Raw genomic sequence first — 15,217 nt, 5'->3', positions numbered from 1 at the left:
GTTGAGGCAACGCACCCCAGGGATCATTCTGAGAACATGGAGCAAGCCGCCGCTGCGGCGATCGTCGATGCCCGGGGCACGCTGACGGGATGGAGCGAGGGCGCCCGGCGGCTGACGGGATACACGGCCGAGGAGGTCGTGGGACGCGCCGTACAGGAGCTGCTCGCCGAGGACGTACCGCTACCGGGCCTGACCGCCCTGACGGGCACCGTCGTCCTGCGCCACCGCGACGGCCACCCCCTCCCGCTGCGCCTGAGCGTGCACCCGGTCATGGGGGCGGACGGCTCCCCGCAGGGATTCGTGGTCACCACCGCGCCCGCCACGGCGGACGCGGTGCTGGTGGCCAGGGCTTTCCAGCAGGCGCCGGTCGCGATGTCCGTCTTCGACCTGGGGCAGCGCTACATCCGCGCCAACGACCGGGCCGGCGAGATCCTGCAGGTCGACGCGGACACGTTGACCGGGCGGTACCTGCCGGACACGGTGGCCGACGACGAGTCGGGCCGGCGCCTCCACCGGCAGCTGCGCCGGGTCGCCGAGACCGGGCTCCCCGTGCACTACGAGAGCTACACCCGCGCCCCGTCGGAGCGCCGGGAGCACGCCTGGACCATCGACATGTGGCCGGTGTGCTGCGCACCCGGCGAGATGACCGCCGTCGCCATGTCGGCCGTCGACAACAGCGAGCAGTACTGGGCGCGTCGGCGCCTGGTCCTGCTCAACGAGGCATCCACCGTCATCGGTACCACGCTGGACGTCCCGCGCACCGCCGGGGAGCTGCTGGAGGTGGTCGTCCCAGGTGTCGCCGACTTCGCCAGTGTGGATCTGCTCGACTGGGTGCTCGGCGCGGAGGAACCGCCCGTCCTGGCGGAGGGAGACGTCGCCCTGCGCCGCATCGCCCACCGGTCGGTCACCGAGGGCACGCCCGAGGCGGCCGTCCAGCTGGGGGACGTCGACACCTACTCTCCCTTCTCACCGCCCGCGCGGGCCCTGCGCGAAGGCCGCGCCGTGCTGCGCCGGGTCGGCGAACCCGACTTCGACCGCTGGGTGCAGGAGCGCAACGCCCGAGGGGTGGGCGACGCCGCGTACCGCAGGGGCGCCCACTCCCTGGTGGCGGTGCCGCTGCGGGCCCGCGGCACCACCCTGGGCGTCGCGGTGCTCGTGCGCATCGTCAACCCCGACCCCTACGCCGCGGACGACGCCGTGCTCGCCGAGGAGCTGGCGAGCCGGGCGGCCGTCTGCGTCGACAACGCCCGCCGCTTCGCCCGCGAACGCGGGACCGCACTCGCCCTCCAGCACAGCCTGCTGCCGCGCGGCCTGCCAGGACAGGCCGCGGTGGAGGTGGCCCACCGCTATCTGCCGTCCGGATCGCTGGCCGGGATCGGCGGTGACTGGTTCGACGTGATCCCGCTGTCCGGCAGCAGGGTCGCCCTCGTCGTCGGTGACGTCGTCGGGCACGGCATCCGCTCCTCGGCCACCATGGGCCGGCTGCGCACGGCCGTGCGCACCCTGGCCGACGTGGACCTGCCGCCCGACGAACTCCTCACCCACCTGGACGACCTGGTCACCCACCTGGCCACGGGCGAGGGCGGTGACGAGGTGGGCGAACTCGGGGCGACCTGCCTCTACGCGGTCTACGACCCGGTCACCCGCCGCCTGGCCCTGGCCGCCGCGGGGCATCCCGCGCCGGCCGTCCTCGCGCCCGACGGCACCGCCCGGCTGGTCACCATGTCAGCGGGCCCGCCGCTCGGCGTCGGCGGCCTCCCCTTCGAGGCGAGGGAGCTGGACCTGGAGGAGGGCTCGCTGATCGCCCTGTACACGGACGGGTTGATCGGCGAGGGCCGCGAGCGCGACCTGGACCACGGCACCACCGAGTTGTGCCGTGCCCTGGAGACACCGAGCGGCTCCCTCGACGCCCTGTGCGACACGGTCCTGAAGTCGGTGCTGTCCGAGGAGCCCGGCGACGACGTGGCCCTGCTGCTGGCCCGCACCCGGGCCCTGGGCGCCGACCGGGTGGGCACCTGGGACGTCCCGCCGGACCCCGCGTCCGTGGCCACGGCCCGGCAGTACGCCGTCGACCGGCTCGCCGACTGGGGGCTGGACGAGGCCGGGTTCGTCACGGAACTCGTCGTCAGCGAACTGGTGACCAATGCGATCCGCTACGGCGGGCCCCCCATCCAGCTGAGGCTGATCAGGGACCGCTCACTGATCTGCGAGGTCTCCGACGGCAGTTCGACCTCGCCGCATCTGCGTCGCGCGCACGCCTACGACGAGGGAGGCCGCGGTCTGCTTCTGGTCGCCCAGCTCACCCAGCGCTGGGGCAGCCGGCAGACCAGCGAGGGAAAGACGATCTGGGCCGAACAGCCGCTGCCGGACTGACCGGTGACCCGCACAGCGCTCGAGGCGCACGGGCCGTACGGGTCGTACGAGCCGCACGGGCGCGCCGCCCGTGCGGCTCGACGCGAGGGGGGTCACTTCCCGGTCGGCTCCAGCACGAAGACGGGGATGACCCGGTCGGTCTTCTTCTGGTAGTCGGCGTACGGCGGATACGCGGCGACCGCCCGCTCCCACCACGCCGCTTTCTCCTCGCCCGTCACCTCACGGGCCGTCATCTCCTGCCGCTGCGGCCCGTCCTGAAGCTCCACCGTTGGATGCTGCTTAAGGTTGTAGTACCAGACGGGGTGCTTGGGCGCGCCGCCCAGCGAGGCCACGACGGCGTACCGTCCCTCGTGTTCGACACGCATCACGGGAGTCTTGCGGATCTTGCCGGACTTGGCGCCGAGGGTGGTGAGGATGACCACCGGCATCCCCGTGTCCAGGAGCGTCGTCCCCTTGGTGCCGCCGGAACTCTCGTACAGTTCGACCTGTTCGCGCACCCACTGCTCCGGGCTGGGCTCGTACTCGCCCTCAAGAGGCATGGCATCCGTCCCATCGTCGTGTACGACTGCTGTCTCGTCCGTGGTGCCGCGGACCCACGCCCCGGGCCGCGGACCACACGGTTCACGATTCAACACCAGCCGCCTACGGATTCATCCTCACCACGCGCCGGCCGGCATCCGGACCGCCAGTACCGCGACGACCGCGCAGGAGACCAGCGCCGTCACCAGCCGCCGCGCGCCGCCCGGTCAGCGCCCGGCCGAGCAGCGCACCGCCGCCGGCCAGGAGCAGCTGCCAGCTCGCGGACGCGGCGAACGCCGCGAGCACGAACACGCCCTGGTCCAGGAGCCGGACGGTCTCCGTGGTGCGGCTGCCGACCACCAGTGCGGCGAAGTAGACGACGGTGGTCGGGTTGAGCAGCGTGACGCCCAGCAGGCCGAGATACGCCCTCGCGGGACCCGGTGGCACTGCATCGACCGTCGCGGCGGTCCCCGACGAGCGGTACCGGCGCACCGCGCGGACGCCGCCGTGCACGGCGAGCGCGGCCAGCACCAGCGCCGCCGCCCAGCGCAGCGGGACCAGCACCGGCTGGAGCGCCGCGGCGAGAGCGCTGCCGCCGGCGGTCGCCACCAGGGCGTAGAGCCCGTCGGCGGTGGCGACACCGAGTGCGGCGCACGCTCCGGTCCGCAGGGACGTACGGGCGGTCAGGGACACCAGGTAGGTCCCCACCGCACCGACGGGCACCGCGATGCCGTAGCCCGCGATCAGGCCCGCGACGAGTGCGGCGGTCACGGCAGGAGAGTCACGGGCCTCCGCGACCGGCCGCACCGCTGCTGTCGCGCCCGTACCCCGCGAACGGCGGCGCAGGACGGCGACAGAAAGGCTTCGGTGATCGGCATGGGCAGAGCCTGGACGACCGGCGGCGCACGGGCAAGCGAATTACTTTGGCCATATGCGGCGGTCGGCGCATCTGGCCGAACTTCGAGTGGCCCTGTAGATGCCCGAGGCATCTAATGATGATCGGCAAAGGGAATCTCCGTGCGAGGTCATTCATGACGAAAACCGGTACGACCGTGTCAGAACCCGTCGCCTTCCCCCAGAACCGCACCTGCCCCTACCACCCGCCCACCGCCTACGAGCCGCTCCGCTCGGCCCGGCACCTGACCCGGGTCACCCTCTACGACGGCCGCGACGTATGGGTCGTCACCGGGCACGCCACCGCCCGCGCGCTGCTCGCCGACCCGCGCCTGTCCTCCGACCGGACCCGGTCCGCGTTCCCCGCCGTCACCGCACGCTTCGCCGCCGCCCGCAACCGCAGGCTCGCCCTGCTCGGCGTCGACGACCCCGAGCACCGTGCTCAGCGCCGCATGCTGGTGCCGAGCTTCACGCTCAAGCGGGCCACGGCACTGCGCCCCCAGATCCAGGCCATCGTCGACCGGCTCCTGGACGCCATGGAGGCCGCGGGCCCGCCCGCCGAACTGGTGAGCGCCTTCGCGCTGCCGCTGCCGTCGATGGTGATCTGCGCGCTGCTCGGCGTGCCGTACGCCGACCACGACTTCTTCGAGGAGCAGTCACGCAGGCTGCTGCGCGGCCCCTCCGCGGCCGACACCCAGGACGCCCGCGACCGGCTGAACACCTACTTCGAGGAGCTGATCGACCGCAAGCGTGAGGAACCGGGGGACGGACTGCTCGACGAGCTGATCCAGGAGCAACTGCGGGAGGGCGCACTGGACCGGGACGAGCTGGTCTCTCTGGCCACGCTCCTGCTGGTCGCCGGGCACGAGACGACCGCCAACATGATCTCCCTCGGCACCTTCACCCTGCTGCACCACCCCGAACAGCTTGCCGAACTGCGCGCCGACCCGGGTCTGATGTCCGCCGCGGTGGAGGAGTTGCTGCGTTTCCTCTCCATCGCCGACGGGCTGGTGCGGGTGGCCACCGAGGACATCGAGATCGCCAGTACGAGGATCCGGGCCGACGAGGGCGTCCTGTTCTCCACGTCCGTCATCAACCGCGACACCACCGCCTTCCCCGAACCGGACACCCTCGACTGGCACCGCCCGGCCCGTCACCACGTCGCCTTCGGGTTCGGCATCCACCAGTGCCTCGGCCAGAACCTGGCGCGGGCCGAGCTGGAGATCGCCCTGCGCACCCTCTTCGACAGGCTGCCCGGACTGCGGCTCGCCGCCCCGGCGGAGGAGATCCCCTTCAAACCGGGCGACACGGTCCAGGGGATGCTGGAACTCCCCGTCAGCTGGTAGGAGGCTGCGGCCATGACCGACATCTCCATCTCCATCGACCCGGACGTCTGCATCGGCGCCGGCCAGTGCGCCCTGACCGCCCCCGCAGTCTTCACCCAGGACGACGACGGCTTCAGCCAGGTGCTGCCCGGCAAGGAGGACGGCGGCGGCGACCCACTGGTGCGGGAGGCGGCGCGCGCCTGCCCGGTGGGCGCCATCACCGTCTCCGAGAAGGGAAGCTGACTCCTCACCGCCCCGTGACTCCCGTATCGAGGACGGCGAGTGCGAGCCCGCGCAGCCGCACGGGATCGGCGATCGCCTCGTAGGAGGTGATCCTCTCGTCCTCGACCGTCACCTTCAGCACCAGGCGCAGTCGGCCGCGCGGCGCCATCACGGCTCCCACGGCCCCGTCCACCAGCGCCACCTCGGCCAACCGGGCCCGCCCGCGCAGCAGCACCGTCTGCTCCGCCACGGCCCGCGCTCCGCGCAGCTCCGGCGCCCCGCCGGGCGGCAGCGCTGCGGCGTCGGCTCGCCGTACGACATCGGGCGCCAGCACCGCCAGCAGTCCGCCGAGGTCACCCCGCGTGCCGCCGCGAGGAACGCCTCGACGACCCGGCGGTGCCCGTCCAGCTCGGCGGGCGGCGCGGAGGTGCCGCGGACCTTGTGCCGGGCGCGGCTCGCGAGCTTCTTGGTGGTGACCGTCGAGCGGCCCACGACGGGCCCGATCTGCTCGAACGGCACGCCGAACGAGTCGTGCAGCACGAACGCCACCCGCTCGGCGGGGGAGAGCCGGTCGAGCACGACGAGCAGCGCCAGACCCACCGAGTCCGCGAGCAGCGCCTCCTCCTCGGGGCCGGACGCACCGCCACCCGCCTCCACCTCGTCGGAGAGGGGCTCGGGGTCCTCGCGCCGGGAGGCGCGCGAACGCAGCATGTCCAGACAGATCCTCGAGATCACGGTGCGCAGCCAGCCGGGCAGGTTCTCCACCTCGTCCGCGTCGGTCCTGGCCAGCCGCAGCCATGTCTCCTGGACGGCGTCCTCCGCCTCACCGAGCGACCCGAGCATGCGGTACGCGACCGCCCGCAGCCGGCCGCGCTGCGCCTCGAACCGCTCGGCCAGCTCGTCCTGTCCGCTCATCGGTCACCTTTCTGCGGCGTGCCCCGTCACCTACCTGACGTACCGGAACCCCAGGAAGTGACAGGAGACGACCATGGCCGACCCCCGACCCCGGCTGCTGCACCTCGACTCCAGCGCCGGCCCCGCCGCTGAGTCTGTCACCCGCCGGCTGACCAGGTTGTTCGCGGACATCTGGTGCCACCGCCACGGCATCGGCGGCTACCGCCACCGCGACCTCGCCGCCGACCCGGTGCCGCCGCTGGGCCCCGCCTACGTCGTCCTCGGCCGGCGCCTGGAGCGCTGCGGAGTCGTCCCGCCCGAGGAGGTCGGCGCCCTCACCGGGACTCCGGACGAGCGGCGGGAGTGGGCGCTCACCCTGCCTCTGATCCGCGAACTGCGGGCCGCGGACACCGTGCTGCTCGGCGTGCCGATGTACAACTTCTCGGTGCCCGCCGCGCTCAAGGCGTGGATCGACCGGGTGACCTTCCCCGGCGCCTTCCTCGACCCGGGGACCGGTGGCAGCGCGCTTCAGGACACCCGGGTCGTGGTGGTCATGGCCCGCGGCGGGGCCTACGGGCCGGGCACGCCCCGCGAGGCCTTCGACTTCCAGCGGCCCTACCTGCGCGCCTGGTTCACGGACCACGGCGTGGCCGCGGAGAACCTCCACTTCGTGCCGGCCGAGATGGCCCTCGCCTCCCTCGTCCCCCACCTGGCCCGCTTCCGGGACCTGGCGGACGCCTCCCTCGCGGAGGCCCGGAAGGAGCTGACCGAACTGGCCACCCGGCCGCCCGCCGTGATCACTAGGGTGCGGGCGTGACCCGACACGACAACAAACCCTTCCTCTACGTCGTCGTCTGCGCCGCCGGCGTCGCGCAGGACGTCCCCGAACTGATCACCGCCGCGCAGGAAGGGGGCTGGGAGGTGGGCGTCATCGCCTCCCCGCTCGCCCTCCGGTTCTTCGACACGGCCGACGTCGAGGAGCGGACCGGCCGCCCCATACGGTCCGCGTGGCGCGCCCCGGGAGATCCCCGGCCGTTCCCGGACCCCGACGCGGTCGTCGTGGCCCCCGCCACCTTCAACACGATCAACAAGTGGGCCGCCGGCATAGCCGACACCCTGGCCCTCGGCACCCTGTGCGAGGCGTACGGGCTCGGCGTCCCGATCGCCGTCCTGCCCTGCTTGAGCGAGGCGCTGGCGGCCCACCCCGCCTACCGCGCGAGCCTCGAACGGCTCACCGGCATGGGGGTGCGGTTCGGTGACCCGTACGCCGGAGAGGCGGCCGAGGACGGCACCCGCCCGCGGTTCCGCTGGCAGCGGGCCCTGGACCTCCTCCCGCCGCGCCCCTGACGGAGGGCCCGTTTCACCAGGGCGTACGCCCACCGGACGCTCTACTGTCGTGCCATGACCGCAGACCGTATCGCGCTGGCCGTGCACGACCACGGGGGCGACGGGCCGCCCCTGCTGCTCCTGCACGGTGCCGGGCGCACGCTCGCAGACTGGGCGGCCGTGGCGCCCCTCCTCGTGGCCCGGCACCGCGTGCTCGCAGTCGACCTGCGCGGTCACGGCCTCTCGCCGGACGGACCCTGGCGCCTGCCCGAGGTGCTCGGCGACCTCGAGGAGGTGCTGACGGCGCACGGCATCCCGGGCGCGCTTCCCGTCGGGCACTCCTTCGGCGGCATCCTCGCCGTGGTGTACGCGCTGGAGCACCAGGACGTCACCCCCGGGGCCGTGAACCTCGACGGGTTCGGCTGGGGACGCCCGGACCAGTACGTGGGGCTGGACCCGGACTATGTGGCCCAGCACCTCGCCCAGGTAAGGGAGTTGAACGCGGCCGGCCAGGGCAGGAAGCTGCCCCCGGACGGGGTCAAGGACCTCCTCGCCGAACAGCGCGCGATCTCCGAGCGCCTCGGCATCCCCTACGAACTGCTGGAGGCCGGCATCCGGCGGTCCGCGCGGGAGCGGGACGACGGGGCCCTGGAGCTGCGGCCGGGACGGGAAGAGGCGCTGCAGATGCTCGAGGTCATCGACTCGCTGGACCTGTTCGCCCTGTTCCGCAGGATGACCACGCCGCTGCTCCTCGGCCGGGCCCGGCGGCAGGTGCCATCCGTCCCCGGCCTGGACTGGTTCGATCCGATGATGCTCGCCTACGCCGGGGGGCTCGCCCGCGACCTGGCCGCCCTCGCCGAGGAGCGGCCCAATGTGACCGTCGCCCCGATCGACGGCACGCACGCCATGCTGCTGGAGAACCCGCGGGCGGTCGCGGACGCCGTCCTCGCCTTCACGTCCTGACCGTGGCGCTCAGTGCGGACCCACGGCGGCGAACTCCGTGCCGCAGGGGCCCGCGCCTTCGCTCTCGGGCAGCGCGACGGGTGTGCCGTCCATCGTCAGGGTGTCGTAGTAGCCGCCGATGCGCTCCGCGGAGCGCCCGACGTAGTGGCCGATGAAGGAGCGGCGGAAGCGGTCGGCGCTGCGGTTGGGCTGTGAGCCGTGCACCAGGCTTCCGTTGAAGAACAGCACGTCGCCCGGCTCCATCACGACGGGCACCGGCTCAAGGCCGGGCGGTGGCGGCACGTACTCACGGGCGAAGGACAGCTCGATGTCCGCCTCCTCGGGGCAGAACAGGTCCATCCGGTGCGTGCCCGGCACCACCTCCAGGCCGCCGTTGTCCCGGTCGATCACATCGCAGGCGATCCATGCGGCCACACAGGTGCCCGGTTCCACCCGCAGATAGAAGTTGTCCTGATGCAGCGCCTGACCCCGGGCGCCCGGCGGCTTGAAGTAGAACATGCTCTGCGCGGCCAGCACCTCCTCGCCCAGCAGCGTCTTGAGAACCTCCCCGAGCCTCGGGTCCAGCAGGAAGCGCAGCGACAGTTCGCTGATGCGGTGCGGGTGCATGACGCGGGGGTGGACCTGCAACGGATCGGCGGCCTCGTCCGCCGCGGACGCACGGGGCTCGAAGTGCCCCGGTACGGGTCCCGCGTCCCTCAGGGCCGTGAACTCGGCGCACAGGGCGTCGATCTCCGCCCGGGAGAACAGCCCGCGCGCGACCGCGAACCCGTCCTCCTCGAACCCCTCCATGCCGGTGCCTGCCATGGGCCCTCCCTTCTCAACGGTCCGGTGTGTGCCTCACGCTAGGTGGGAGCGCCTGTGGGGAGGATGCCTGTGCGTGCTGACGACTTGCCCAGGACTGCTGTCCCGGCCCCGCCGCCCGGCCTGGTGACGGTCGGACGCTTCGACCAGCCACCGGGATACGGCATCAACCGGCCACGGGGAGCCGACAGCTGGCTGTTCACCTGGACCACCGGCGGGCGGGGCATCCTGGGCCAGGGCGCCACCCGGGTGACGGCCGGTGACGGGGACCTGGTGGTGCTCGGACCGGGCGTGCCCCACCGGTACGGGATCGCGCCCGGGGCCCGGCACTGGGCGTTCTGGTGGGTGCACTGCCAGGCGCGGAGTTCCTGGGTCGGCCGGCTGGGGCCGCATGAGGTGGGTGACCGTCTCTACACGGTCGGCGCCGGACACGGGCGGGACCGTATCGAGACGGCCTTCAGGCGCATGCTGGCCGACGCCCGCTGGGGCGGGCTCGGCACACCGCCCGAGCCGGTGCGGCCCGCCGACGGCGAGGTCGCCGTCGCACACGGTACCGTCGCCCGCGAGCTGGCCCTGTGCTGCCTCGAGGAGATCGTGCTGCTCGCCACCGCCCGGGTGGGCCCGTCCCCCTCCGGAATCGACGAACGGATCCGCCTGGTCGAGGCGTTGATCGCGGCCGACCCGGCGGCGCCCCACAGCGTGCGCTCCCTGGCCGAGGGCGTGTCCCTCTCCCCTTCCCGATTCGCACACCTATTCACCGAGCAACTGGGCCACTCCCCGATGGCCGCCTTGCGCGAAGCCCGATTGCGGCATGCCGCCCGTCTCCTGGAAGCGACCGAACTCTCGGTCGAACGGGTGGCCGCCGCCTCCGGTTTCGGCAGCCCGTTCCACTTCAACCGTCTCTTCCGCCGGCGCTATGGAACACCGCCGGGCGCCTACCGGGCCGCACAACGGGGTACCTCGGGCTGAATTCCGGACGCGGAGGGGCCGACGGGAGGGAATTCGCGGTTACCGGTCCCCAGTTGACTGACATTTCGTCAACAGGCCGAATGCCCGAGGGTAAATGGAAAGTGGCGGAGTCTCTTGTTCGGGCTCGGTGACCTGTGCAAAGGTGTTCTCCGTCAGCGCGCGGACCATTGCTTTCATCGCGACGCACGCAGGCGTCGTCGATCCCCGCCCGCTCCACGAGAGCTGACCCGGGCGGAGTTCGGCCTACCGGACACCCCTCCCATGGACACCCCCGCGTGCTGTCGGCCGGGTCGTGCCTCCATTGGTATGTACTAAGAATCCCGCGTGGCTTTTTTGGAGGAACGTGGACGTGAAAGGTGGGGGCCTGAACCATTCCCCCGACCCCGTTCCGTCGTACGGCGTCACTGACGAACAGCTCGCCGCCGAACTGAAGAAGTCCGCCGGGAAGAGGCCCGTGCACCATCCGGTCGGCGAACTGCTCGACCGGCACTGGGAAGCCGCCTTCTCCTACGCCCGCCTGTGCACGGACGGAGCGCATCCCGCGGGAATGCTCACCACCGCGGCATTCACCCGGCTCTTCGAGGATTCCGCGCGCCAGGGCGGACCCACGGCGGCCTGGCGGCCTCAATTGTTGGTCGCCATACGACGCCTGGCGGCCGAATGGGACACCGACCACCGGCGCGAGCTGCTGCACCCCGTCCTCCGCTCGGACCCCGCCCTGGGCGAGCGCGCTGCGGCACGGCTGCTGCCGCCCGGGAACCGGCGGCTGGTCTCCCGCGCCTTCCCGAGGCTCGCCGAGCCGGCCCGCTGTCTGCTGTGGCACGTCGAGGTCGAGCGTGAGGAAGTCGCCCTTCCCGCAGCCCTGTTGGGAATCGACACGGGCGACGCCGAGGTGCGGCTCGAGCGGGCGCGCGAACAGCTGCGCGAGGCATGCCTCGACGTCCACCGGGAGTCCGCGCCCGACGAGGAGTGCCGCCGCTACGTCCGACTGCTGGACGTCTCGCTGCGCCGGGAGAACCCCGTCCTCGACCCCGACCTGCGTCTGCACATGGACGGCTGCGCGCACTGCCACCACGCCGCCGAGCAGCTGGAGGGCTTCCGCGCCCGGCTTCCGCTCCTCCTCGCCGAGGGCGTGCTCGGCTGGGGCGCACAGGCCTACCTCGACGACGCGGCCGCACGCAGCCGCGCGGCCGAGCCGGTCCCGGCGGCGCCCGTTGGCGGAGAGCCGCTGGTCGACCCGGCCGACGCGGACCGGCGGTTCGTCGCCGCCGAGCCGCCGGCCGATCCCGCCGACGCGTACGGGCAGTTCGCCCCCCAGTCTGAGCCGCCTGCGGACGCCGGGTACCGGCCCGCCACGGACGCACCCGGCAGCGACCCCGGCCGTGCCACCCGCGCCACCCCGGCCGCCTCCGCCGGGCCGGGCCCCCGCTCCGCCGGCGCGCACAAGGCCCCCGCCGCTCCCCGCAGCGTCGGCAGCTCCTCCTCGCCGTGGCGACGGTGAGCGCGCTCATCCTGCTGCCGCTGGCGGTGTGGTCCGTCGCCCACTCCGGCGGGGGCGCCCCCGCCGGCACCGCCGCGCCGTCCGATGAGCCGAACCCCGGAGCACGGGCGAGCGCCTCCGGATCACCCTCGTGGGTCGGCGCCGCCGCCGAGGTGCCCACCGGTGCCTTCCGCGGCCGGCTGCGCAACCGGGACAGCGGGCTGTGCATCGGCCTGGACCGCAAGCAGGCGGTGGCCGGCGCCGAGGCCGTACTCGTCTCGTGCGCCTCGTCCGCGACCCAGCAGTGGGCGTACGAGACGGACGGACTGCTGCGCAGCGTCGCCGAACCCGGACTGTGTCTCGACTCCCACCTCGGCTACTCGGTGCGGCTCGCCCCGTGCGTGGGGCAGTCCCGGCCCGAGTCGAAGAACGTCCGCTACGACTTCACCGTGCAGGGCGCGATCGTCCCGCGCTGGAACCAGGACCTGGCGCTGACCCCGGCCTCGCCGGCCATCGGCGCGGGGCTCGTGGTCAAGCCGCGCACGGAGGACGGCACCCAGCACTGGCTCACCGACACGCCGAACTCGCTGCGGATGCAGTCGGTCAACTGGGGCAGTGACGCCGAGAGGACCGCCCCGACGGCCCCGAGCGCCGCACCCTCCCGTACGGCCACCCCCACGACTCACGGCGCCCCGAAGCCGGTTCCCACCCCCACCCGGCCCACCCCGGACACGAGTTGGCCCTCCTCCCCGGGCTGGGGAGCGTGCTCCTCCCCGTACTGCGCCCCCGACGGCCAGGGCGGATACGGCGGTTGGGGCGGCTACGGCGGATACGGGGGCTGGGGACCCTACGGCGGTGGGGGCGGCCGGCGCTGACCGGGCGGGCGGCGGTGTGTCACTCCTCGACCAGGTTCAGCTCCGCCCAGATCGTCTTGCCGTCGGTGGTGTGGCGGCTGCCCCATCGTTGGGTGAGCTGGGCCACCAGGAGCAGCCCGCGGCCGCCCTCGTCGTAGATCCTGGCCCGGCGCAGGTGCGGCGCGGTGTGGCTGCTGTCGGAGACCTCGCAGATGAGTGTCGCGGCGTCATGGATCAGCCGCAGGCGGATCGGGCGCTCGCCGTACCGTATGGCGTTGGTGACCAGCTCACTGACCACCAGTTCGGCCGTGAACACGGCGTCCGTGTGTCCCCACGTCTCCACCTGCCCGGCGACCTGCTTGCGGACCGCCGCGACCAGCGCCGGATCCGCGGGGATGTCCCAGGTCGCCACCTGGGAGGCGGGCATCGAGCGGGTGCGGGCGAGCAGCAGGGCCACGTCGTCGGACGCCCCACCCGGGGGAAGCAGCGCGTGCAGGACACGGTCGCAGGCCTCGTCCAGGGAGCCGGGGGCGGACGCCGGGTCCGCGCTGGGCGGTCCGGCCAGGGCCGCGCACAGCAGCTCGCGGCTGGTGTCCACGTCGCGTTCGCGGCTCTCGATCAGCCCGTCGGTGTACAGGCCGAGGACGGTGCCCTCGGGCAGGGCGATCTCGGCCGACTCGAAGGGCAGCCCGCCCAGGCCCAGGGGTGGCCCGGCCGGCAGCTCGACCGGCCGGGGCGGCCGGCCCGGCACCATCATCACAGGGGTCGGATGGCCCGCGCGGGCGATCGTGCACCGCCGTGAGACCGGGTCGTACACCGCGTACAGGCAGGTGGCGCCCACCTCTCCGGTGACGCCGTCCTGACCGGCCTCCCCGGAGAGGCGTACGACGAGGTCGTCGAGGTGGGTGAGCAGTTCGTCCGGTGCCAGGTCGATGTCGGCGAGCGTCCGCACGGCGGTGCGCAGTCGGCCCATGGTCGCGGAGGCCTGGATGCCGTGTCCGACGACATCGCCGACGACCATGGCGACCCGCATCCCGGACAGCGGGATCACGTCGAACCAGTCGCCGCCCACCCCGGTGCGCGCCGCGGGCAGATAGCGGAAGGCGGCCTCCACCGCTGCGGTGCGCGGCAGGTTGCGGGGCAGCAGGCTGCGCTGGAGGGCAAGCGCGGTCCTGCGCTCGCGGGAGAACCGGCGGGCGTTGTCGACGCAGACGGCGGCCCGCGCCGTGATCTCCTCTGCGAGCAGCACGTCGTCGGCCGTGAAGAGGGCGGGACGCCGGAACCGGGAGAACACGGCAACACCGAGGGTTCCGCCGCGGGCCTGGATCGGCACCGCCATCGTGGAGTGGATGCCGTGGTCCCGCACCCGTGCGGCGCGCGCCGGGTCCCAGGCGAGCCACCGGCCGAGCTCGGTACCCGTCGCCACGATCGTCCGGCCGGCCACCAGGGCGTCCGCCTGCGGTGAGGGACTGGGGTAGAGGTCGACACGGCCGGGTTCGACGACCGCCTCGGGGCAGCCGGGGGTCACCGACCGGTGGGCGGCCCGGCACAGCGCGACCGGCGCGGTGAGCGAGGCCGGATAGCCCTCGACATCGTCGGCGGGCGGATCCAGCAGGTCGACGCTGACGAAGTCGGCGAGCGCGGGCACGCACACCTCGGTGAGCTCCTGCGCGGTGCGGGTGACGTCGAGGGTGGTGCCGATGCGGACGCTCGCCTCGTTGACGAGTTGCAGTCTCTCCCGCGCCAGGTACTGCTCGGTGAAGTCGTGGGCGGCCACGCACACGCCCCGCACCCGTCCTTCGGCGTCCGTGATCGGGGACATCCGGGCCAGCCACGCGTGCATGCCGCCGTCGCCGCCGATCGGCACGTAACTGTGGACGTCGTTGCCCCGGCCGGTGGTGAGCACCCGGTACATGTGCTGTTCGATGTCCTCGCTCTGCGGCCGGCCGCCGATCTCGGGCAGCCTGAGGCCCTTCAGACGTTCCTCGGGCAGGCCGATCACCTCGGCCATGGGGCCGTTGATCCGGTGCAGGCGCAGCCGGTCGTCGTAGATCGCGACGGCGCAGGGCGACTGGGTCAGGTCGGTCCGCGCCAGCGGGTCGTCCACAGGAGACGGGCCGCCGCCCGTGAGCGGGGTGACCACCAGCCAGCCGCCGTGGTCGCCGTCCTGCGGGCGCCGGTGATGGACCAGCAGCCAGACGGAGACGGTCCGGCCGTCGCGGTGCCGCAGGGCGAGGGTGCCGCTCCAGCGGGGATCCGGGGGGAGCGCGGTGTTCGCTCCCGCGGCCAGTAGCTCGGCCGCGGGCCGGCCCACGATGTCGGAGGGGGCGTAGCCGAGCAGCCTGCGCGCACCCTCGTTCCACTCGACCAGGACGCCCTCGTCGTCGATGAACGCCCGTGCCGTGTCGGCGTCGTCGAACGGATAGCCGGAGCTCATCGTCGCCACTCCATCGCGCACACGCACAGTGAGCAGAGCGCGTCACTGGTGTTCCAGCGTAGTGCCAACAGGGGGTCCGTGAACCCGCGGGCCCCACCGGAAGAAGGGAGCGGGTCCGGCTGGAGGTGGCTGGTGGGGCAGAAGGACGCTGCCGCACCCT

General features: G+C 73.1%; 12 protein-coding genes and 2 pseudogenes. 9 read left to right on the top strand and 5 right to left on the bottom strand.

All coding sequences use genetic code 11. The features are described from left to right. Positions 1-36: 36 nt before the first annotated feature. Positions 37-2,373 carry a SpoIIE family protein phosphatase gene (locus tag N8I84_RS04475; protein WP_263228284.1) on the top strand — a complete coding sequence of 779 codons (2,337 nt, stop codon included), beginning with the start codon at positions 37-39 and terminating at the stop codon, positions 2,371-2,373. A gap of 92 nt (positions 2,374-2,465) precedes the next feature. On the opposite strand, the gene N8I84_RS04470 is transcribed toward N8I84_RS04475, so the two are convergent. Together N8I84_RS04470 and N8I84_RS04465 are read right to left on the bottom strand one after the other, a co-directional pair. Then, positions 2,466-2,912, bottom strand: a complete 447-nt coding sequence (locus tag N8I84_RS04470; RefSeq protein WP_263228282.1) for a nitroreductase family deazaflavin-dependent oxidoreductase — start codon at positions 2,910-2,912, stop codon at positions 2,466-2,468. A 117-nt stretch (positions 2,913-3,029) separates the two neighbouring features. Further along, positions 3,030-3,663, bottom strand: a pseudogene (locus N8I84_RS04465) (LysE family transporter). A 260-nt stretch (positions 3,664-3,923) separates the two neighbouring features. On the opposite strand from N8I84_RS04465, the gene N8I84_RS04460 reads away from it, so the two are divergent. Continuing rightward, positions 3,924-5,132 (top strand): cytochrome P450, encoded by a 1,209-nt coding sequence (locus tag N8I84_RS04460; RefSeq protein ID WP_263228281.1) that lies wholly within the window; start codon positions 3,924-3,926, stop codon positions 5,130-5,132. A gap of 21 nt (positions 5,133-5,153) precedes the next feature. Further along, positions 5,154-5,354, top strand: a complete 201-nt coding sequence (locus N8I84_RS04455; RefSeq protein WP_103845377.1) for a ferredoxin — start codon at positions 5,154-5,156, stop codon at positions 5,352-5,354. Between the two features lie 4 nt (positions 5,355-5,358). Here the strand turns inward: N8I84_RS04455 and N8I84_RS04450 are convergent. Beyond that, positions 5,359-6,248, bottom strand: a pseudogene (locus N8I84_RS04450) (sigma-70 family RNA polymerase sigma factor). A 73-nt stretch (positions 6,249-6,321) separates the two neighbouring features. Here N8I84_RS04450 and N8I84_RS04445 point away from each other — a divergent pair. Genes N8I84_RS04445 through N8I84_RS04435 form a run of 3 tightly spaced genes read left to right on the top strand, consistent with a single transcriptional unit; the run spans position 6,322 to position 8,516 of the window. After that, positions 6,322-7,044, top strand: a complete 723-nt coding sequence (locus tag N8I84_RS04445) for an FMN-dependent NADH-azoreductase (protein ID WP_263228280.1) — start codon at positions 6,322-6,324, stop codon at positions 7,042-7,044. Next, positions 7,041-7,574: a flavoprotein gene (locus N8I84_RS04440; RefSeq protein ID WP_263228279.1), complete on the top strand. Its 534-nt coding sequence runs from the start codon at positions 7,041-7,043 to the stop codon at positions 7,572-7,574. The genes N8I84_RS04445 and N8I84_RS04440 overlap by 4 nt, the downstream gene beginning before the upstream one ends. Positions 7,575-7,628: 54 nt before the next feature. Beyond that, on the top strand, positions 7,629-8,516 hold the full coding sequence (locus N8I84_RS04435; RefSeq protein WP_263228278.1) for an alpha/beta fold hydrolase: 888 nt from the start codon (positions 7,629-7,631) through the stop codon (positions 8,514-8,516). 9 nt (positions 8,517-8,525) lie between these two features. Here the strand turns inward: N8I84_RS04435 and N8I84_RS04430 are convergent, their stop codons facing one another. Further along, the gene (locus N8I84_RS04430) at positions 8,526-9,320 is read right to left on the bottom strand and encodes a phytanoyl-CoA dioxygenase family protein (protein WP_263228277.1); all 795 of its coding nucleotides are present in this window, start codon (positions 9,318-9,320) and stop codon (positions 8,526-8,528) included. 63 nt (positions 9,321-9,383) lie between these two features. Here N8I84_RS04430 and N8I84_RS04425 point away from each other — a divergent pair, with 63 nt between their 5' ends. From N8I84_RS04425 to N8I84_RS42650, 3 genes are all read left to right on the top strand, one after another. Continuing rightward, positions 9,384-10,286 carry a helix-turn-helix domain-containing protein gene (locus N8I84_RS04425; RefSeq protein WP_263228276.1) on the top strand — a complete coding sequence of 301 codons (903 nt, stop codon included), beginning with the start codon at positions 9,384-9,386 and terminating at the stop codon, positions 10,284-10,286. Positions 10,287-10,635: 349 nt separating this feature from the next. Beyond that, positions 10,636-11,787 carry a hypothetical protein gene (locus N8I84_RS42655; RefSeq protein WP_313884232.1) on the top strand — a complete coding sequence of 384 codons (1,152 nt, stop codon included), beginning with the start codon at positions 10,636-10,638 and terminating at the stop codon, positions 11,785-11,787. Beyond that, on the top strand, positions 11,784-12,641 hold the full coding sequence (locus N8I84_RS42650) for an RICIN domain-containing protein (protein WP_313884231.1): 858 nt from the start codon (positions 11,784-11,786) through the stop codon (positions 12,639-12,641). Before N8I84_RS42655 ends, N8I84_RS42650 begins: the two co-directional genes overlap by 4 nt. 19 nt (positions 12,642-12,660) lie before the next feature. Here N8I84_RS42650 and N8I84_RS04415 read toward each other — a convergent pair whose 3' ends face one another. Continuing rightward, positions 12,661-15,057 (bottom strand): SpoIIE family protein phosphatase, encoded by a 2,397-nt coding sequence (locus tag N8I84_RS04415; RefSeq protein WP_263228274.1) that lies wholly within the window; start codon positions 15,055-15,057, stop codon positions 12,661-12,663. Positions 15,058-15,217 lie beyond the last annotated feature (160 nt).

The organism is Streptomyces cynarae (assembly GCF_025642135.1).
GTDB classification, from domain to species: domain Bacteria; phylum Actinomycetota; class Actinomycetes; order Streptomycetales; family Streptomycetaceae; genus Streptomyces; species Streptomyces cynarae.
Note: the sequence above shows the minus strand (reverse complement) of the source record. Positions and strands in the feature narration are given on the sequence as shown.

Bases quoted from the DNA above. Each gene is read 5' to 3' on its own strand.
- N8I84_RS04475 (WP_263228284.1), top strand. From the start codon at position 37: ATGGAGCAAGCCGCCGCTGCGGCGATCGTCGATGCCCGGGGCACGCTG.
- N8I84_RS04470 (WP_263228282.1), bottom strand. From the start codon at position 2,912: ATGCCTCTTGAGGGCGAGTACGAGCCCAGCCCGGAGCAGTGGGTGCGC.
- N8I84_RS04460 (WP_263228281.1), top strand. From the start codon at position 3,924: ATGACGAAAACCGGTACGACCGTGTCAGAACCCGTCGCCTTCCCCCAG.
- N8I84_RS04445 (WP_263228280.1), top strand. From the start codon at position 6,322: ATGGCCGACCCCCGACCCCGGCTGCTGCACCTCGACTCCAGCGCCGGC.
- N8I84_RS04435 (WP_263228278.1), top strand. From the start codon at position 7,629: ATGACCGCAGACCGTATCGCGCTGGCCGTGCACGACCACGGGGGCGAC.
- N8I84_RS04430 (WP_263228277.1), bottom strand. From the start codon at position 9,320: ATGGCAGGCACCGGCATGGAGGGGTTCGAGGAGGACGGGTTCGCGGTC.
- N8I84_RS04425 (WP_263228276.1), top strand. From the start codon at position 9,384: ATGCCTGTGCGTGCTGACGACTTGCCCAGGACTGCTGTCCCGGCCCCG.
- N8I84_RS04415 (WP_263228274.1), bottom strand. From the start codon at position 15,057: ATGAGCTCCGGCTATCCGTTCGACGACGCCGACACGGCACGGGCGTTC.